Source organism: Pseudomonas sp. Irchel s3f7, from assembly GCF_900187615.1.
GTDB lineage: Bacteria > Pseudomonadota > Gammaproteobacteria > Pseudomonadales > Pseudomonadaceae > Aquipseudomonas.
In genome coordinates this window covers 80,809-100,467 of the sequence record NZ_FYDO01000018.1, presented here as the reverse complement: position 1 = coordinate 100,467, position 19,659 = coordinate 80,809, and the positions used below count along the sequence as shown (strand labels likewise).

The window sequence follows — 19,659 nt, the reverse complement described above, 5'->3', positions numbered from 1 at the left end:
AATTTTTAATCTCGACCTCAACGCGCCTCTCCCTTAAGGTAGGGCGCGAATAGACAACCGGCCGGCCCAAGATCACTTGGGACTCGACCCAAGACGGACGCCTATGAACCCGAATTTTCTAGATTTCGAACAGCCGATCGCCGACCTGCAAGCCAAGATCGAAGAGTTGCGCTTGGTCGGTAATGACAATTCGCTGAATATCGGCGATGAGATCTCCCGCCTGCAGGACAAGAGCAAGACGCTGACCGAAGACATTTTCGGCAAGCTGACCAGCTGGCAGATCGCACGTCTGGCGCGCCACCCGAAGCGTCCGTACACCCTGGACTACATCGAACACATCTTCACCGAGTTCGATGAATTGCACGGTGACCGTCACTTCTCCGACGACGCTGCCATCGTCGGCGGTATTGCCCGCCTGGACAACCAGCCGGTGATGATCATCGGTCACCAGAAAGGCCGTGAAGTGCGCGAAAAAGTTCGCCGCAACTTCGGCATGCCGCGTCCGGAAGGCTACCGCAAGGCGTGCCGCCTGATGGAAATGGCCGAACGCTTCAAGATGCCGATCCTGACCTTCATCGATACCCCGGGCGCCTACCCTGGCATCGACGCTGAAGAGCGTAACCAAAGCGAAGCGATTGCCTGGAACCTGCGTGTCATGGCCCGCCTGAAAACCCCAATCATCGCCACCGTGATCGGTGAGGGTGGTTCCGGTGGTGCGTTGGCCATTGGCGTTTGCGATCAGCTGAACATGCTGGAGTACTCGACCTACGCGGTGATTTCGCCGGAAGGTTGCGCTTCGATTCTGTGGAAAACCGCCGAGAAAGCGCCGGATGCCGCTGAAGCCATGGGTATCACCGCCGAGCGCCTCAAAGGCCTGGGTATCGTGGATAAAGTGATCGGCGAGCCACTGGGTGGCGCACACCGTGATCCGGCCGCAGCCGCAGCGTCGATTCGTGCCGAGCTGAGCTCGCAACTGAAGATGCTAAAGAAGTTCGACAACGAAGCGTTGCTCAAGCGCCGTTACGATCGACTGATGAGCTACGGTCTGTAAGTCGACTGCACGCAATACCCTTGTAGGCGCTGCCGCAGTCTGCAGCAGCGCCTGCAGTGGTTTATGAGGGACGATCAATCTCTATGACTCCTTCGAAGAGTGATCTGTGTTCCCGGCTTTTGTTGAACCTTGAGCCTTGGCGCAACGCCACAGCCTGGCACATCGCCTTCTCCGGTGGCCTCGACTCCACCGTCCTGCTGCACCTTCTGGCAACACTCTGCAAAACCGAATCCCTGCCGGCGCTCAACGCCATCCATGTCCATCACGGCCTTCAAGCCGCTGCGGATGCGTGGCCTGAACATTGCCATTCGGTGTGTGCGGCGTTGGGTGTGCCGCTGCAAGTCGTGCGGGTGCAGGTCCAGTCGGGCGCCAGTCTTGAGCGGGCGGCCCGGGAGGCGCGTTATCAGGCCTTCACAGAAGCCCTTCAGTGCAACGAAGTGCTGTTGACTGCCCAGCACCGTGACGATCAGGCAGAAACCCTGTTGTTTCGACTGTTGCGGGGTGCCGGCGTGCGCGGGATGTCGGGGATGCCGCATCAGCGTGTGTTGGGGCAGGGACACCTTTCAAGGCCATTACTCGACATCACCCGGGCCGAACTGGAGGCCTACGCCACCGAGCAGGGTTTGAGCTGGATCGAAGATCCTTCGAATCAGGACCGACAACACTCGCGCAACTATCTGCGTCATCAGGTGTTTCCGCTACTGACTGCGCGTTGGCCCCAAGCGGTGACGACCATGGCCCGCAGTGCTGCGCATCTGCGTGAAGCGCAGGAACTGCTCGATGAGTTGGCGCAAATCGATCTGGCTTGCGCCGGTTCGGCGAGTGAATTCGATTGGTTGCGATTGCCCTCGCTGGCATTGGCTCCCCTCGCGGCACTCTCCGCTGCCCGGCAGCGAAATGCCTTGAGTCACTGGCTCGAACCGCTGACCCGCCTGCCGGACACTGACCATTGGTCGGGTTGGACGAATTTACGTGATGCCACCAGTGATGCCTCCCCGGTGTGGCGGTTGGCTGATGGCGAATTGCATCGGGCGGGCGGGCGCATCTGGTGGCTGTCCGGTTGCTGGCTGCGCGCCGTGCCTGCCGCTGGAGCCTGGTTGAATCCTGCTGCGCCGCTGGTTCTGGCGAACAACGGTGTGCTCACCTTCGATGGACAAATCCCCGATGGCCCGTTGCAGATCCGCTATCGTGAAGGGGGAGAGGTGATGACGTTGCCGGGGCGTGGCCATCGGGACCTGAAGCGTTTGCTTAATGAGCGCGGGGTACCGTCATTCGTGCGCGGCAGATTGCCGCTGCTCTACAAAGACGGGCAATTGCTGGCGGTGGCGAACCTTCGGGGGCTGGACGGCGATGAGATCGGCGGCTGGCATTTGCATTGGCAGCCATCGATCGAAGATCAAGGTTTGAGCTGAAAGGGGCTTTCCGGTAGACTACGCTCCCTTCTTGATACAACTTCTGTGGATTCGCCTGAATTGCAGGAGTTGCCGATTACCAAGCAGTCTTTGCTGGGCGATTCCAAAAAATGTGTAGCGAGCAACGTACCGGTGTTTCATCTCCCGGTCTGTCCCAACGCGGCGGTTTTTTTGAAAGGTGCACTGTGATTAATGCAGGTGATCGGGGGCTTCGGCCTTCCTTCGCTTCCCCCGGCGGCTCGGACCGCTTTAACGCAGACTTCTAGGGTTTTTCATGACGCGCTACATATTCGTCACGGGCGGTGTTGTTTCTTCTTTGGGGAAAGGCATTGCATCGGCATCATTGGCGGCCATCCTGGAGGCGCGGGGACTTAAGGTCACCATGCTGAAGCTGGACCCGTACATCAACGTCGACCCGGGCACCATGAGCCCGTTCCAGCACGGTGAGGTGTTCGTCACCCATGACGGCGCCGAGACCGACCTGGACCTGGGCCACTACGAGCGGTTCATCCGCACGACCATGACCCAGAACAACAACTTCACCACGGGGCGTGTCTACGAGCACGTGCTGCGCAAAGAGCGCCGTGGTGACTACCTGGGTGCAACCATCCAGGTGATCCCGCACATCACCGACGAAATCAAGCGCCGCATCATCAAGGGTGCAGGCGATGCCGACGTGGCGATGGTCGAAATCGGTGGCACCGTGGGTGACATCGAATCGCAACCGTTCCTCGAGGCCATCCGCCAGCTGCGTTTCGAAGTCGGCGCCAAGCGCGCGATGCTGATGCACCTGACGCTGGTGCCGTACATCGCCACTGCCGGTGAAACCAAAACCAAGCCAACCCAGCATTCGGTGAAGGAACTGCGTTCCATCGGTCTGCAACCTGACGTGCTGGTGTGCCGCTCCGATCACCCGATCGATATTTCCTCGCGTCGCAAGATCGCCCAGTTCACCAACGTTGAAGAACGTGCGGTGATCGCGCTGGAAGACGCCGACACCATCTACAAGATCCCGGGCATCCTGCACTCCCAGGGTCTGGACGATTTTGTGGTCGAGCGCTTCGGCTTGCAGTGCGGCGGTGCCGACCTGTCCGAGTGGGAAGCCGTTGTCGACGCCAAGCTCAACCCTGAGCACGAAGTCACCATCGCCATGGTCGGCAAGTACATGGAACTGCTGGACGCCTACAAGTCGCTGATCGAAGCGATGAGTCACGCCGGCATCAGCAACCGCACCAAGGTCAACCTGCGCTACATCGATTCCGAAGACATCGAAAACCAGGGCACCGCGCTGCTGGAAGGTGTGGACGCGATTCTGGTTCCTGGTGGTTTCGGTCTGCGCGGCGTGGAAGGCAAGATCACTGCCGTTCAATTCGCTCGTGAAAACAAGGTTCCATACCTGGGCATCTGCCTGGGCATGCAAGTGGCCGTGATCGAGTTCGCTCGTAACGTGCTGGGCTGGAAAGACGCCAACTCCACCGAGTTCGATCGTGCAAGCGGTCACCCGGTCGTGGGTCTGATCACCGAGTGGGAAGATGCCACCGGCGCCGTCGAAACCCGTACCGAAACCTCCGACCTGGGCGGCACCATGCGCCTCGGCGCGCAGGATTGCCTGCTGGAGCCGGGTTCCCTGGTTCATGGCTGCTACGGCAAGGACGTGATCGTCGAGCGTCACCGTCATCGCTATGAAGTGAACAACAACCTGCTGCCGCAAATCATGGAAGCCGGCCTGAAGATCTCCGGTCGTTCCGGTGATGGCGCGCTGGTTGAAGTGGTTGAAGCGCCGGATCATCCATGGTTCGTGGCTTGCCAGTTCCACCCGGAGTTCACCTCGACGCCTCGCGACGGTCACCCGTTGTTCAGCGGTTTTGTTAAAGCGGCTTTGGCTCAACACCAGAAGAAGGCATAAAACCTGATGGCCCAGAAGATTATCCGCGTCGGCGATATCGAGATTGCCAACGACAAGCCAATGGTGCTGTTTGGTGGCATGAACGTGCTGGAAAGCCGTGACATGGCGATGCAGGTCTGCGAAGAGTACGTCAAGGTTACCGAGAAACTCGGTATCCCTTATGTGTTCAAGGCCAGCTTCGACAAGGCCAACCGCTCCTCCGTGACCTCTTACCGTGGCCCGGGCCTGGAAGAAGGCATGCGGATTTTCCAGGACATCAAGCAAGCCTTCGGCGTGCCGATCATCACCGACGTCCACGAGCCGGATCAGGCCGTGGTCGTTGCTGAAGTCTGCGACATCATCCAGTTGCCGGCCTTCCTGTCGCGCCAGACCGACCTCGTGGTCGCGATGGCCAAGACCGGCGCGGTGATCAACATCAAGAAAGCCCAGTTCCTCGCGCCTCAGGAAATGAAACACATCCTGAACAAGTGCGTGGAAGCGGGTAACGATCAGTTGATCCTCTGCGAGCGCGGTTCGAGCTTCGGCTACAACAACCTGGTTGTGGACATGCTCGGCTTCGGCATCATGAAGCAGTTCGAATACCCGGTGTTCTTCGACGTGACCCATGCGCTGCAAATGCCTGGCGGTCGCTCCGATTCCGCGGGCGGTCGTCGCGCCCAGGTCCTCGACCTGGCAAAAGCTGGCATGAGCCAGTCCTTGGCGGGCTTGTTCCTCGAAGCTCACCCGGATCCGGACAATGCCAAGTGCGATGGTCCTTGCGCCTTGCGTCTGGACAAGCTCGAGCCATTCCTGGCCCAGCTCAAAGCTCTGGACGATCTGGTGAAGAGTTTTCCGACGGTAGAAACCGCGTAACATTTGAATCCGGTTGTAGGAGCCGGCTTGCTGGCGATGGGTGCCCTGAGGGTGCTATCGCCAGCAAGCCGGCTCCTGCAGATGTGACCTACAAGTTATAAATCGAGCGGTACAAAGCTTTTTCGTCAACTTTGGAGTGTTTACAGCAATGGCTAAAATCGTCGACATCAAAGGTCGTGAAGTTCTCGACTCCCGGGGCAATCCCACCGTGGAAGCGGATGTGCTTCTCGACAACGGCATCATCGGCAGTGCCTGCGCGCCGTCCGGTGCTTCCACTGGCTCGCGTGAAGCGCTCGAGCTGCGTGATGGCGACAAGAGCCGTTACCTGGGCAAAGGTGTTCTGAAGGCCGTCGCCAACATCAACGGTCCGATCCGCGACCTGTTGAAAGGCATGGACCCAAGCGACCAGAAAGCGCTCGATCTGGCAATGATCAAGCTCGACGGTACTGAAAACAAAGGTTCCCTGGGCGCCAACGCGATCCTCGCCGTTTCCCTGGCCGCGGCCAAGGCAGCAGCACAGGACCAGGACCTGCCGCTGTACGCTCACATCGCCAACCTGAACGGCACCCCGGGTGTTTACTCGATGCCGGTTCCGATGATGAACATCATCAACGGTGGCGAGCACGCCGATAACAACGTCGACATCCAGGAATTCATGGTTCAGCCGGTTGGCGCTAAGTCTTTCTCGGAAGGTCTGCGCATGGGCACCGAGATTTTCCATCACCTCAAAGCTGTGTTGAAGGCCCGTGGCCTGAGCACTGCCGTGGGTGACGAAGGTGGTTTCGCACCGAACCTGGCGTCCAACGAAGATGCACTGAAAGTGATCTCCGAAGCCGTGGCCAACGCTGGCTACAAGCTGGGCACCGACGTGACCCTGGCACTGGACTGCGCCGCTAGCGAATTCTACGAAGACGGCAAGTACAACCTGTCCGGCGAAGGCCAGGTGTTCACCGCTGAAGGTTTCGCCGATTACCTGAAGGGTCTGACCGAGCGTTACCCGATCATCTCCATTGAAGATGGCCTGGACGAGTCCGACTGGGCTGGCTGGAAAATCCTCACCGACAAGATCGGCGAGAAGACCCAACTGGTAGGCGACGACCTGTTCGTGACCAACACCAAGATTCTGAAAGAAGGCATCGATAAAAAGATCGCCAACTCGATCCTGATCAAGTTCAACCAGATCGGCACCCTGACCGAAACCCTGGAAGCTATCCAGATGGCCAAGGCTGCCGGTTACACCGCCGTGATCTCGCACCGCTCCGGCGAAACCGAAGATTCGACCATTGCCGACCTGGCTGTGGGTACTGCGGCTGGCCAGATCAAGACCGGCTCCCTGTGCCGTTCCGACCGCGTGTCCAAGTACAACCAACTGCTGCGTATCGAAGAGCAGTTGAATGGCAAAGCCAAGTACAACGGCCGCAGCGAATTCCGCGGCTAAGCAGTACGTGGTAAAAAAGACACCGGATTGTGTCGGAAAAATCGCTACAGCGACGTTTTTGCCACTAATCTGATGCCTTATGAGCACAAGCCTGGTTCTTCCAGGCTTCGTGCTATCAGTAGCTTCATGTTTTGGTGTGGCTGTTTTTTTTCACTGGATACCTGATATTCGATGCGCAGTCCCAATTGGTTGTTCCTCGTCTTGCTCCTGCTGCTGGCTGGCCTGCAGTACCGCCTGTGGGTGGGAAATGGCAGTCTGGCGCAAGTGGCCGAGTTGACTCAGCAGATTGCCGATCAGCAAGCCGAGAACCAGATCTTGCTGGAACGCAATCGGGTGATGGACGCTGAAGTCAGCGAGTTGAAGAAGGGCATGGAGACCGTCGAAGAACGGGCTCGCCACGAGTTGGGCATGGTCAAGGACGGTGAAACCCTTTACCAGTTAGCGCAATGAACCAGACGTTACCGGCCTTCTGGGCCGTGATTCCTGCCGCGGGCGTCGGTGCCCGTATGGCCGCGGACCGTCCCAAGCAATACTTGCAACTGGGCGGGCGCACAATTCTCGAACACAGCCTCGGCTGTTTCCTTGATCATCCTTGCCTGAAAGGCCTGGTGGTCAGTCTTGCCGTTGATGATCCTTATTGGCCGAACCTGGCGTGTGCCGGCGATACACGTATTGCGCGGGTCGAGGGCGGCTCCGAGCGGTCCGGCTCGGTGCTCAATGCGTTGTTGCATCTGCATGCGCAGGGTGCCGACGATGAGGATTGGGTACTGGTCCACGATGCCGCAAGGCCGAACCTCAGTCGTGACGATCTGGACAAACTGCTGGCTGAGCTGGCTGACGATCCTGTCGGTGGACTGCTGGCGGTTCCGGCGCGGGATACCCTCAAGCGGGTCGACAAGCACGGTCGTGTGGTCGAAACCGTTGATCGTAGTGTGATCTGGCAGGCCTACACGCCGCAGATGTTTCGCCTTGGCGCATTGCATCGGGCATTGGCTGACAGCCTGGTGGCAGATGCCGTGGTCACCGATGAAGCCTCGGCGATGGAGTGGGCCGGCTTGGCGCCACGCCTGATCGAAGGGCGATCCGATAACCTCAAGGTGACGCGTCCTGAGGATCTTGAATGGTTGAGACAGCGTTGGGCTAATCGCCGCTAAAAGATCGATTGCGTATCACCTGAGGTCCTGTAGGAGCTGCCGCAGGCTGCGATCTTTTGATCTTAAATCCTGTACTCCGGCCTTTCAGCCAATCCCTCCTTCAAGTAATCCACCAACTTGCGCACCTTGGGTGACAAATGCCGCTGCTGCGGATACAGCGCCCACACGGCGGTATTCGGTGGTTGATGCGCCTCCAGCAGTGAAATCAACGCGCCGCTGTTCAAATGCTCCAGTACGTAATAATCCGGCAACTGACACAGCCCGACACCTTGCAGCGCCGCGTCCAGCACCGCTTGCCCACTGTTGCAGCGCCAGTTTCCCTGCACCCGTTGCGAAAACTCCCGCCCGTTCTGTTCCAGCTGCCAGACGTCCGAGCTGCCGATCAGGCAATTGTGTCGATTGAGTTCCGACAGACTGTGTGGCCGGCCATAGCGTTCTATGTAGGAAGGGGATGCGCAGAGAAACATCCGACGCGGCGCGAGGCGTGTGGCGACCAGTCTCGAGTCCTGCAAACGGCCGAGGCGGATCGCCAGGTCCAGGCCCTCGTGCACCAGGTCGAGTTGGCGATTGGTCAGTTCGATGTCGATGCGCAGTTGCGGATACAGCCCCATGAAACGGGTCACCAGCGGCACGATGAAGCGCTCGCCGTAGGCCACGGCGCAGGTCATGCGCAGCATGCCCTTGGGTTCGCTGGTCAAGTCGCCGACTGCACGCAGCGCTTCTTCCCGGCCATCCTGCAAGCGCTGGCAATGTTGCAGGAAGGTTTGCCCGGCTTCGGTCAGCGTGACCCGGCGGGTACTGCGGTAGAGCAGACGAGTCTGCAAACGTTCTTCAAGGCGTACGATTTGTCGACTGACATGGGAGGAAGAAACCCCCAGTCGCTCCGCCGCCGCGGTGAACTGGCTGCATTCGGCAACGGCGACGAACTCGTCAATGCCTTCCCAGCGATTGTCGGACATCGATGATTATCCCTGCATGGCAATAATGTTTTGCTTTTGTCCGGATTATTCACTGTGTGGCGCTGTATTACACTCACGGTCTCGTTTTAATTCACTGGAGAGTCACCATGATCAAGTCGCGCGCCGCCGTTGCCTTCGAGGCCAAGAAGCCTCTGGAGATCGTTGAAGTCGATGTCGCCATGCCCAAGGCCGGTGAAGTGTTGTTGCGCGTGGTGGCTTCCGGTGTCTGCCATACCGATGCCTACACCCTGTCGGGCGCCGACCCGGAAGGCATCTTCCCGTCGATTCTCGGTCACGAAGGCGGGGCGATTGTCGAGGCAATTGGCGAGGGCGTGACGTCTGTTGCGGTCGGTGATCATGTAATCCCGCTGTACACCCCGGAATGCCGCCAGTGCAAATTCTGCCTGTCGGGCAAGACCAACCTGTGTCAGGCGATTCGTGCGACCCAGGGTAAAGGCCTGATGCCTGACGGCACTTCGCGTTTTTCCTACAAAGGCCAACCGATTTTCCACTACATGGGGACCTCGACGTTCTCCGAGTACACCGTGTTGCCGGAAATCTCCGTCGCCAAAATTGCCAAAGAAGCACCGCTGGAAAAAGTCTGCCTGCTGGGCTGCGGTGTCACCACCGGCATCGGTGCGGTGCTTAACACTGCCAAGGTAAAACCGGGTGACACCGTGGCCATTTTCGGCCTCGGCGGCATCGGTTTGTCCGCGGTCATCGGCGCGGTGAAAGCCAAGGCTGCGCGCATCATTGCCATCGACATCAACCCGGCCAAATTCGAGATCGCCAAGCAACTGGGTGCAACCGATTGTGTGAACCCGAAAGACTTCGATCGCCCGATCCAGGAAGTCATCGTCGACATGACCGATGGCGGCGTCGACTTTTCCTTCGAGTGCATCGGTAACGTGCAACTGATGCGCGCGGCGCTGGAATGCTGCCACAAGGGTTGGGGCGAGTCGGTCATTATCGGCGTTGCCGGTGCCGGCCAGGAAATCTCGACCCGTCCGTTCCAGCTGGTCACCGGTCGCGTCTGGCGCGGTTCGGCGTTCGGTGGCGTGCGCGGCCGTACCGAGTTGCCAAGCTATGTGGAAATGGCCGAGACCGGCGAAATCCCGCTGGATACTTTCATCACCCACACCATGGGCCTGGAAGATATCAACAAGGCGTTTGACCTGATGCACGAAGGAAAAAGCATCCGCTCCGTCATCCATTTCTGAGGTCCGCCATGAGCCTGGAAAACATCTCCTGCCAGAAAAGCTTCGGCGGCTGGCACAAACGCTACCGTCATCGGTCCGAAGTGCTCGGCTGCGACATGGTGTTCGCCGTGTACCTGCCGCCGCAAGCGGAGCAGGGTGGCACGTTGCCGGTGCTGTACTGGCTGTCCGGCCTGACCTGCACCGACGAGAACTTCATGCACAAGGCCGGTGCCCTGCGCATGGCCGCCGAACTGGGGCTGATCATCGTCGCGCCGGACACCAGCCCGCGCGGTCCTGATGTGCCGGGTGATCCGGAGGGTGCCTGGGACTTCGGTCTCGGCGCCGGTTTCTATTTGAATGCCACTCAGGAACCCTGGTCGCGGCATTATCGGATGCATGACTATGTCGTGCAGGAATTGCCGGCATTGGTCGAAGCCCATTTCCCCGCATCGGACAAGCGCGGCATCAGCGGACATTCCATGGGCGGTCACGGTGCATTGGTCTGTGCGCTGCGCAATCCGGGGCGTTATCGCTCGGTGTCGGCGTTCTCGCCGATCAACAATCCGATGGATTGCCCATGGGGGCATAAGGCTTTCTCTCGTTACCTGGGAGAAGACCGTTCGAAATGGCGTGAATGGGATGCCTGTGCGTTGATCGCAGAGGCTGACGAGAAGTTGCCGTTACTGGTCGATCAAGGCGATCGCGATGACTTCCTTGCCACCCAGCTCAAACCGCAAGCCTTGCAACAGGCCAGCAAACTGGCCGGTCATCCGCTGACGTTGCGCCTGCAACCGGGCTACGACCACAGCTATTTCTTCATCGCCAGTTTCATCGAGGACCACTTGCGGCATCACGCGCATGCTCTAGGTGCCTAATGCAGGTAGAATCACGCCCTGACAAAAATCGGGGCGTTTTTTTATGCGTATTGGCCACGGCTATGATGTGCACCGTTTCGCTGAAGGCGATTTCATTACTCTGGGCGGCGTGCGTATCGCACACAGCTTCGGGCTGCTCGCTCATTCCGACGGTGACGTCCTGCTGCACGCCTTGAGCGATGCCTTGCTCGGCGCTGCTGCGCTGGGTGATATCGGCAAGCATTTTCCGGATACCGATCCACAATTCAAAGGCGCCGACAGCCGTGTGCTGTTGCGTCATGTCGTTGCCCTGATCCATGCCAAAGGCTGGAAGGTCGGCAACGTCGACAACACCATCGTCGCCCAGGCGCCGAAAATGGCCCCGCATATCGAATCGATGCGCGCGCTGATTGCCGCGGATCTTCAAGTTGAGTTGGATCAAGTGAACGTTAAAGCTACCACCACCGAAAAGCTTGGCTTTGTCGGTCGCGAAGAAGGCATCGCCGTGCATTCCGTTGCCTTGTTGTTGCGCGCATGAACGAACTGCAATTGCTTGGCCCCCGTGCATACGGCGAGCCCCTGGGCTGCGCGGTACTGAAAGCCATCGCGGAAGATTTTCAGGTCGATGAAGTCCTGGATATTCCCCTCAGTGGCGACGGCGAGCACCTGTGGATCTGGGTGGAAAAGCGTGGCTTGAACACGGAAGAAGCGGCACGGCGAATCGCCAAAGCGGCAGGCGTCCCCTTGCGTACCGTCAGTTATGCCGGGCTCAAGGACCGTCAGGCGTTGACGCGTCAGTGGTTCAGCGTGCAACTGCCGGGCAAGGCCGATCCGGATCTGTCGGCCGCAGAAAACGACACGCTGAAAATCCTCAAGACCAGCCGTCACAAGCGCAAGCTGCAACGCGGTGCCCACTCGGCCAACGGGTTCACTTTGCGCCTGACGCAATTCGCGGGTGACAAGGCCGCCATCGACGAACGCCTGCAGCGGATCGTTAAACAAGGCATTCCGAATTACTTCGGTACCCAGCGTTTCGGGCATGACGGCGGCAACGTGATCGACGCCCGCGCCTGGGCCGCACGCAAGGCTCTGCCGGAGCAGCGCAACGTGCGTTCGCGCCTGCTTTCCACGGCCCGCAGTTTTCTGTTCAACCAGGTGCTGGCATCGCGGGTTGCCGATGGCACCTGGCAACGTGCCCAGGTCGGTGATTTGCTCGCGTTCACTGACAGCCGCAGTTTCTTTCCAGCCGGTGAGGCCGAGTGCAGCGACCCGCGTCTGGCGATTCTTGATCTGCACCCGACCGGGCCGCAGTGGGGCGAAGGTGACTCGCCGACCGCGGGCGCAGTCCATGAACTGGAGCAGGCAATCGCCGCGCGCGAAGCAGATTTGCGCGATTGGTTGATTAACGCCGGAATGAGCCACGAACGTCGCATCCTGCGGCTGCCCATTGGCGGGTTGACGTGGCATTATCCCGAGCCTGACATTCTGCAACTGGAATTCGTCCTGCCGGCCGGATGCTTTGCCACTGTATTAGTGCGCGAGCTTGTTGATCTGGTGCCGGTGGGGCAGACGGACAGCCCATGCGTATTCTGATTTCGAACGATGATGGGGTAACCGCACCCGGTCTTGCCGCGCTTTATGCTGCGCTGGCGGATTACACCGAATGCGTGGTTATCGCCCCGGACCAGGACAAAAGCGGCGCCAGCAGTTCGCTGACGCTCGACCGTCCGTTGCACCCGCAAACCCTTGCCAATGGCTTTATCAGCATCAATGGCACGCCCACCGATTGCGTGCACCTGGGCCTTAACGGCTTGCTGGAGCATGAAGTGGACATGGTGGTTTCCGGCATCAACCTGGGCGCGAACCTGGGGGACGATGTTTTGTATTCCGGCACGGTGGCGGCAGCCCTTGAAGGGCGTTTCCTGAAGTGTCCTTCGTTTGCTTTTTCGTTGGTCTCTCGACAGGTCGAGAATCTTCCTACAGCAGCCTATTTCGCACGCAAGCTGGTCGAGGCGCACGCCGGTCTCGACTTGCCACCGCGTACGGTGCTGAACGTGAACATTCCCAATCTGCCGCTTGACCGCATCCGCGGTATCCAACTGACCCGTCTCGGTCATCGCGCCCGCGCGGCTGCGCCGGTGAAGGTGGTAGATCCACGAGGCAAGTCCGGATACTGGATTGCGGCGGCGGGGGATGCCGAGGACGGCGGCCCGGGCACCGATTTTCATGCGGTGATGCAAGGTTATGTTTCGATCACTCCGTTGCAACTGGATCGTACCTTCAACGATGCCTTCGCAAGTCTCGATGGCTGGCTGGAGGGTCTGCGCTAATGGGGCGTGAACAAGACGATATGCTGCGTCGCGGCATCGGAATGACTTCTCAACGCACCCGCGAACGCCTCATTCAGCGCCTGTATGAAGAAGGCATCTCCAACGCCAAGGTGCTGGAAGTCATTCGCCGTACACCGCGACACCTGTTTGTCGATGAGGCGCTGGCACACCGTGCCTACGAAGACACCGCGTTGCCGATCGGGAACAACCAGACCATCTCCCAGCCGTATATGGTGGCTCGCATGAGCGAGTTGCTGCTGGAAGCAGGGCCGCTGGACAAAGTGATGGAGATCGGCACCGGCTCGGGCTATCAAACGGCGGTGCTGTCGCAACTGGTCGAGCGGGTATTTTCGGTCGAGCGCATCAAGGTCTTGCAGGATCGGGCCAAGGAACGCCTGGTCGAACTCAACCTGCGCAACGTGGTGTTCCGCTGGGGTGATGGCTGGGAAGGCTGGCCTGCACTGGCTCCGTACAACGGCATCATCGTGACCGCCGTGGCGACAGATGTGCCACAGGCATTGCTGGATCAGCTGGCGCCAGGCGGGCGTCTGGTGATTCCGGTCGGCGCCGGTGAAGTCCAGCAATTGATGTTGATCATCCGTGAAGAGCAAGGGTTTTCCCGGCGTGTTCTGGGCAATGTGCGCTTCGTTCCACTGCTCAATGGGCCACTGGCCTGAGCATTTGTTTCAGTCCGCTGAATTCTCTTCGATTGCCTCTGTCTTACAGCGGCATCGAATGGTTAAACGGGTTGTTTTGCCAGACCGCAAACGTGTGCGCCAAGCTATTTCGCTTCATTAAGGGTAAAGCCTGCACGGCCCGTTATACTTGCGACATTTCGCGCCGGAATCCGGTATTTCACATTTTCAGCCACCACAGAGGGAGCGGCGGGTGAGTCTCACAGTCATTGCGCAGCGTATGGGTAAAACGAGCTTTCAGCGCCTGGTGACTGGCCTTGTCTTGAGCACCTTGCTGGTCGGTTGCTCCAGCAACAAATCCAGCGACGCACGTGTTGTTGACCGAAATGCCGCCGCGCAGCGCCCGGCAGTGACAACGGGGCAATACGTCGTTCGGCCAAAAGACACCCTGTTCTCCATCGCTTTTCGCTACGGCTGGGACTACAAGGCCCTCGCGGCACGAAACAACATTCCAGCGCCTTACACGATCCGGCCGGGTCAGACGATTCGCTTCGATGGGCGCACCGGTTCAACATCGACAAACGTGGCAACTTCGTCCGGTTCATCGCCTTCGTCGTCGAGCAAAACCACGGTTGTACGTCGAGCGGCAAACGGTTCGACCACGACCACAACGACGGCTGTACCGTCCGTCGCGAGCAAACCAGCCCCCGCGCCGATGCCTCCAGCAGGCCCAGCCCCGACCGGCTGGGGATGGCCTTCTAATGGCATTCTTATTGGAAAATTCTCTTCAAACGGCAGTTTGAATAAAGGAATTGATATCGCCGGAGATTTGGGACAGCCTGTTTTAGCTGCGTCTGATGGGACGGTGGTATACGCCGGGAGTGGCTTAAGGGGCTACGGCGAATTAGTCATCATCAAACACAGCGAAACCTACGTCAGTGCCTACGGACATAACCGCAGGCTGTTGGTCCGGGAGGGGCAGCAGGTCAAGGTCGGACAGACAATTGCGGAAATGGGGTCAACGGGGACAGACCGGGTGAAACTGCATTTTGAGATTCGCCGCCAAGGTAAACCAGTAGATCCGCTGCAATTCCTGCCACGCCGTTGATCGCTACCAGCCTGTTCCGTCGCGTAGAGGGGACAGGCTCCAGCGTTGCCAAGGATAAAGGCGTCGCTTGAGCTTGAGGTCGAACTCACCAAAGGACTATAACAATGGCTCTCAGTAAAGAAGTGCCGGAGTTTGACATCGACGATGAGGTTCTCCTTATGGAGGCCGTTATCGATACGGATTCGATGTCGAATGATGAAGGGGCGGCTCCACCTTCCGTTCGCGCGAAATCCAAACACTCCGCTTCGTTGAAGCAACACAAGTACATTGACTACACGCGGGCGCTTGATGCCACGCAGCTGTATCTCAATGAAATCGGCTTTTCCCCCCTGTTATCCCCCGAAGAAGAAGTTCATTTTGCGCGCTTGTCGCAAAGTGGCGATCCGGCCGGGCGCAAACGCATGATTGAAAGCAACCTGCGGCTGGTGGTGAAAATCGCCCGGCGCTATGTCAATCGTGGCTTGTCGCTGCTCGATCTGATTGAAGAGGGCAACCTCGGCTTGATCCGGGCAGTGGAGAAGTTCGACCCCGAGCGCGGTTTCCGCTTTTCGACCTACGCGACCTGGTGGATTCGTCAGACCATCGAACGCGCAATCATGAATCAGACCCGCACCATCCGGTTGCCGATTCATGTGGTCAAAGAGCTGAACGTGTACCTGAGGGCCGCACGGGAGCTGACGCAAAAACTCGACCACGAACCCTCACCCGAAGAAATCGCCAACCTGCTGGAAAAACCGGTGGGAGAGGTCAAGCGCATGCTCGGCCTGAACGAGCGGGTATCTTCAGTCGATGTCTCGCTGGGGCCGGATTCGGATAAAACCCTGCTGGACACCCTTACCGACGACCGACCTACCGATCCATGCGAGCTGCTGCAGGACGATGACCTGTCGCAAAGCATCGATCAATGGCTCTCGGAGCTGACCGACAAGCAACGCGAGGTGGTCATTCGCCGCTTCGGCCTGCGCGGTCATGAAAGCAGTACCCTCGAAGACGTAGGCCTGGAAATTGGCCTGACCCGGGAACGGGTCAGACAGATTCAGGTGGAAGGATTGAAGCGACTACGCGAAATCCTGGAGAAAAACGGCCTGTCGAGCGAATCGCTGTTTCAATAAGGCATTCGTTGCGATGGCGTTAAAAAACCCCGACTGGCTCGGGGTTTTTATTGCCCGCTTTTTGACGAAGTCTGATTTCGGTTTTTTGTTTTGCGTTGTAAGCCCTGGCTTACTCTTGCGTAAGTGTTCGTATTTTTTAACCTGGTCAGGCGACTATTTTGAGTAGGTTGTATTTTTATCTGCTTGATTTATAAGAATAAAAATAAAAGCTAACTGCATGTAACAGTCGTCGCCGCCATTAGTGGGTCGATTGATCCAGGTGAAGAAAGCTCTAGTATTCAGCGTGTGCCGACGGACAGGCACGTCCTTCAAGGATGAGGGAAAGGGATATCGCAGGATGCGATTCATCAGGACGATGAAAAGGAACACAGGGAATAGGGAAAAAATGTGGGCGGGTCAAACCGCCCCTTTTTTTGCCTGCAGAAAAGCAAAAAGGCCCTTGTGGGGCCTTTTCAGAGAACGCGGGGGTAATCAGCGTTCGAGGTGTTCGAGCTTGTCTTTCTTGCCATCCCACTCTTCGGAGTCTGGCAGTGGATCTTTGCGTTCAGTGATGTTCGGCCAGATCTCGGCCAACTCCGTGTTCAACGCAATGAAGTGTTCCATTCCAGCAGGCACTTCATCTTCGGAGAAGATGGCCACAGCCGGGCATTCAGGTTCGCACAGTGCGCAGTCGATGCACTCATCCGGGTGAATCACCAGGAAATTCGGGCCTTCGTAAAAGCAGTCCACCGGACACACTTCTACGCAGTCGGTGTACTTGCACTTGATGCAGTTGTCGGTGACGACGAAGGTCATTTCTAATTTTCTCCTCAGGCGCGGCTTGCTGCGCCCCTTCACGTAGGGGTCGCCAGGTTTGGGAGCGATAGTCTGCAGGTCAGGCTAATAGCCCACAGCATCCCAAACCGCGCGAGATTCTAACAGCTTGCAAGCGTGTGCGTTAGATCCGTGTCTTTAGTGTATAGAGCATTTCGAGAGCACGACGGGGTGTCATATCGTCCAGATCCAGCTTGGCGAGATCGTCCAGCACCGGATGCGGCAGGCTGGCGAACAGATCGCTTTGCTGCGGCGCGGCCGGTTTGCCTTTGGCTGGCTGGGGCGCTTCGTGGGGCAGGGCGGTATCTTCCAGGCGGCTCAAATGCTCACGGGCGCGCGCAATCACTTCAGTTGGCACGCCAGCCAGCTGGGCAACGGCCAGGCCGTAGCTCTGACTGGCCGGCCCCGGCAATACGTGGTGGAGGAACACGATGCGTTCGTTGTGCTCGGTGGCATTGAGATGCACGTTGGCCACCAGCGGTTGAGCCTCAGGCAACACGGTCAGTTCGAAGTAGTGGGTGGCGAACAGCGTGTAAGCGCGCAGATACGCCAGGCGTTCGGCGGCAGCCCACGCCAGGGAGAGGCCGTCGAAGGTGCTGGTGCCGCGACCGACTTCGTCCATCAGCACCAGGCTGCGCTCGGTGGCGTTGTGCAGAATGTTCGCGGTTTCGCTCATCTCGACCATGAAGGTCGATCGCCCACCGGCCAGGTCATCGCTGGAGCCGATGCGGGTGAAGATCCGGTCGACCAGCGACAGTTCGCAACTGGCGGCCGGTACAAAGCTGCCGATATGTGCCAACAACACGATCAGCGCAGTCTGGCGCATGTAGGTGGATTTACCGCCCATGTTCGGACCGGTAATGACCAGCATGCGCGTGTTGTCGTCCAGGCTCAGGTCGTTGGCCACGAACGGCGTGGTCAATACCTGCTCAACCACTGGGTGACGACCTTGACTGATGCGCATGCACGGCTCGCTGACGAAGCGCGGGCAGTTCAGGTCGAGGTTCAGCGCGCGTTCGGCCAGGTTGCTCAGCACGTCCAGCTCAGCCAGCGCGCCAGCCGTGTCTTGCAGCGGTGGCAGTTGGCTGATCAAGTCTTCGAGCAATGCCTCGTATAGCATCTTTTCGCGGGCCAGGGCACGGCTCTTGGCGGACAGCGCCTTGTCTTCGAACGCCTTGAGTTCCGGGGTGATAAAGCGCTCGGCACCCTTGAGGGTCTGACGGCGGATATAGTCGGCCGGTGCTGATTCGGCCTGCTTGCTTGGCAATTCGATGAAGTAACCGTGGATGCGGTTGTAACCGACCTTCAGATGGGACAGGCCAGTGCGGGCCTTCTCCCGTGCTTCGAGGTCGATCAGGAATTGCCCGGCGTTTTCGCTGAGCGATTGCAGTTCATCGAGTTCGCTGTCGTAACCGGTCTTCAGCACGCCGCCGTCACGGATGACCGCCGGTGGATTGTCGACGATGGCTTTTTCCAGCAGCGCCGCCAGTTCCGGGTAGGTGCTGGTGGTGGTTGCCAATTGCTGGAGGTGTGGCGCCTCGAGCTCGGTCATTGCCACTTGCAGTTGTGGCAGGGCGCCGAGGGCATCGCGCAGGCGTGCAAGGTCGCGCGGACGTGCATTGCGCAGGCCGATTCGCGCGAGAATCCGCTCGATATCGCCGATTTCCTTGAGCTGGGGTTGCAGTTGCTCGAAGCGATAGCGGTCGAGCAGACAGGTGATTGAGGTCTGACGTGCCAGCAGAACGGTCAAGTCTCGCAGTGGGCGATTCAACCAGCGGGTCAGCAGGCGGCTGCCCATGGCCGTCTGGCAACGATCAACCACCGATTGCAGCGTGTTGTCGCGACCGCCCGCCAGGTTGGTATCGAGTTCCAGGTTACGACGGCTGGCGCCGTCCAGCACCACCGTATCGTCCAGGCGCTCATGGCGCAGGCTGCGCAAGTGCGGCAGGGCGGTGCGCTGGGTTTCCTTCGCATAAGCCAGCAGGCAACCGGCGGCACCGATGGCCAGGGTCAGGTTTTCGCAGCCAAAACCTTTGAGGTCCTGGGTGGAGAATTGCTGACAAAGACTTTTCAGCGCCGAATCGCGCTCAAAATCCCACGGCGCACGGCGACGAACCCCACGGCGTTTTTCCGCTGGTAGATCCTTCGGCCAATCGTCCGGGATCAACAACTCAACCGGGTTGACCCGCTCCAGCTCTGCCAGCAGGTTTTCCCAGCCCTTGATTTCCAGCACGCTGAAGTTGCCGCTGGTGATGTCCAGCACTGCCAGACCGAACAGGCGCTCATCGCCCAGTACCGCGGCGATCAGGTTGTCCCGGCGTTCATCCAGCAGCGCTTCGTCACTCACTGTCCCCGGTGTGATGATCCGCACGACCTGCCGCTCGACCGGCCCTTTACTGGTGGCCGGGTCGCCGACTTGTTCGCAGATCACCACCGACTCACCGAGCTTCACCAGTTTCGCCAGGTAGCCTTCGGCGGCGTGATAAGGAATCCCGCACATCGGAATCGCCTGACCTGCCGACTGCCCACGGGCGGTCAGGGTGATGTCCAGCAACTTGGCGGCCTTCTTCGCGTCCTCGTAGAAGATCTCGTAGAAGTCACCCATGCGGTAGAACATCAGCTGGTCCGGGTGCTGGTTCTTCAGGCGCCAGTACTGCTGCATCATCGGGGTGTGGCTGGACAGGTCGGAGAGGGCTTTATTCATTGGTAATCTGGAAAACTCGTTGAAAGGTGTAGGGCAAAGGAGGGACATCGGCCCGGCTTTTGCGCAATGGACGCAAGATTACCATGGGCAGTCTGCCGGACGCAGGCGCGAACGCCCTGTGGTGTGTTTCAA

Annotated in this window: 18 protein-coding genes; 15 read left to right on the top strand and 3 right to left on the bottom strand. The window is 58.9% G+C overall.

Translation table 11 applies throughout. The annotated features are described in order from the left end of the window. Positions 1-103: 103 nt before the first annotated feature. The 7 genes from CKW19_RS17145 to ispD all read left to right on the top strand — a co-directional run bounded on the left by CKW19_RS17145 (position 104) and on the right by ispD (position 7,813). Positions 104-1,051, top strand: coding sequence for an acetyl-CoA carboxylase carboxyltransferase subunit alpha (locus CKW19_RS17145; protein WP_095058910.1), 948 nt, complete (start codon positions 104-106; stop codon positions 1,049-1,051). Between the two features lie 83 nt (positions 1,052-1,134). Further along, on the top strand, positions 1,135-2,463 hold the full coding sequence (gene tilS, locus CKW19_RS17140; protein ID WP_095058909.1) for a tRNA lysidine(34) synthetase TilS: 1,329 nt from the start codon (positions 1,135-1,137) through the stop codon (positions 2,461-2,463). Between the two features lie 274 nt (positions 2,464-2,737). Then, on the top strand, positions 2,738-4,369 hold the full coding sequence (locus CKW19_RS17135) for a CTP synthase (protein WP_095058908.1): 1,632 nt from the start codon (positions 2,738-2,740) through the stop codon (positions 4,367-4,369). A gap of 6 nt (positions 4,370-4,375) precedes the next feature. After that, a complete protein-coding gene (gene kdsA / locus CKW19_RS17130) occupies positions 4,376-5,221 on the top strand; it encodes a 3-deoxy-8-phosphooctulonate synthase (protein ID WP_095058907.1) in 846 nt (281 codons plus the stop codon). Positions 5,222-5,369: 148 nt separating this feature from the next. Next, positions 5,370-6,659: a phosphopyruvate hydratase gene (gene eno / locus CKW19_RS17125; protein WP_095058906.1), complete on the top strand. Its 1,290-nt coding sequence runs from the start codon at positions 5,370-5,372 to the stop codon at positions 6,657-6,659. A gap of 171 nt (positions 6,660-6,830) precedes the next feature. Then, a complete protein-coding gene (gene ftsB / locus CKW19_RS17120) occupies positions 6,831-7,109 on the top strand; it encodes a cell division protein FtsB (protein WP_095058905.1) in 279 nt (92 codons plus the stop codon). Further along, on the top strand, positions 7,106-7,813 hold the full coding sequence (gene ispD / locus CKW19_RS17115; RefSeq protein WP_095058904.1) for a 2-C-methyl-D-erythritol 4-phosphate cytidylyltransferase: 708 nt from the start codon (positions 7,106-7,108) through the stop codon (positions 7,811-7,813). The genes ftsB and ispD overlap by 4 nt, the downstream gene beginning before the upstream one ends. A gap of 62 nt (positions 7,814-7,875) precedes the next feature. Here ispD and CKW19_RS17110 read toward each other — a convergent pair whose 3' ends face one another. Continuing rightward, the gene (locus tag CKW19_RS17110; RefSeq protein ID WP_095058903.1) at positions 7,876-8,772 is read right to left on the bottom strand and encodes a LysR substrate-binding domain-containing protein; all 897 of its coding nucleotides are present in this window, start codon (positions 8,770-8,772) and stop codon (positions 7,876-7,878) included. Between the two features lie 107 nt (positions 8,773-8,879). Between CKW19_RS17110 and CKW19_RS17105 the strand changes: the two genes are divergently transcribed. From CKW19_RS17105 to rpoS, 8 genes are all read left to right on the top strand, one after another. Then, positions 8,880-9,992: an S-(hydroxymethyl)glutathione dehydrogenase/class III alcohol dehydrogenase gene (locus CKW19_RS17105; RefSeq protein ID WP_008054058.1), complete on the top strand. Its 1,113-nt coding sequence runs from the start codon at positions 8,880-8,882 to the stop codon at positions 9,990-9,992. Between the two features lie 8 nt (positions 9,993-10,000). Continuing rightward, positions 10,001-10,846: an S-formylglutathione hydrolase gene (gene fghA / locus CKW19_RS17100; RefSeq protein ID WP_095058902.1), complete on the top strand. Its 846-nt coding sequence runs from the start codon at positions 10,001-10,003 to the stop codon at positions 10,844-10,846. Between the two features lie 43 nt (positions 10,847-10,889). Continuing rightward, positions 10,890-11,363, top strand: coding sequence for a 2-C-methyl-D-erythritol 2,4-cyclodiphosphate synthase (gene ispF, locus CKW19_RS17095; RefSeq protein ID WP_038979164.1), 474 nt, complete (start codon positions 10,890-10,892; stop codon positions 11,361-11,363). After that, entirely contained in the window at positions 11,360-12,418 is a 1,059-nt protein-coding gene (truD, locus tag CKW19_RS17090; protein WP_095058901.1) for a tRNA pseudouridine(13) synthase TruD, read from the top strand. Before ispF ends, truD begins: the two co-directional genes overlap by 4 nt. Next, positions 12,406-13,155: a 5'/3'-nucleotidase SurE gene (surE, locus tag CKW19_RS17085; protein WP_095058900.1), complete on the top strand. Its 750-nt coding sequence runs from the start codon at positions 12,406-12,408 to the stop codon at positions 13,153-13,155. The genes truD and surE overlap by 13 nt, the downstream gene beginning before the upstream one ends. 41 nt (positions 13,156-13,196) lie before the next feature. Next, complete coding sequence (locus CKW19_RS17080; protein ID WP_177408824.1) at positions 13,197-13,832, top strand: protein-L-isoaspartate(D-aspartate) O-methyltransferase; 636 nt, start codon at positions 13,197-13,199, stop codon at positions 13,830-13,832. A 211-nt stretch (positions 13,833-14,043) separates the two neighbouring features. Next, positions 14,044-14,898, top strand: coding sequence for a peptidoglycan DD-metalloendopeptidase family protein (locus CKW19_RS17075; RefSeq protein ID WP_095058898.1), 855 nt, complete (start codon positions 14,044-14,046; stop codon positions 14,896-14,898). Between the two features lie 104 nt (positions 14,899-15,002). Next, positions 15,003-16,010: an RNA polymerase sigma factor RpoS gene (rpoS, locus tag CKW19_RS17070; RefSeq protein WP_095058897.1), complete on the top strand. Its 1,008-nt coding sequence runs from the start codon at positions 15,003-15,005 to the stop codon at positions 16,008-16,010. A 471-nt stretch (positions 16,011-16,481) separates the two neighbouring features. Here the strand turns inward: rpoS and fdxA are convergent, their stop codons facing one another. Both fdxA and mutS read right to left on the bottom strand, forming a co-directional pair. Further along, entirely contained in the window at positions 16,482-16,805 is a 324-nt protein-coding gene (fdxA, locus tag CKW19_RS17065; protein WP_095058896.1) for a ferredoxin FdxA, read from the bottom strand. Positions 16,806-16,947: 142 nt separating this feature from the next. Then, complete coding sequence (gene mutS / locus CKW19_RS17060; protein ID WP_095058895.1) at positions 16,948-19,527, bottom strand: DNA mismatch repair protein MutS; 2,580 nt, start codon at positions 19,525-19,527, stop codon at positions 16,948-16,950. Positions 19,528-19,659: the final 132 nt, after the last annotated feature.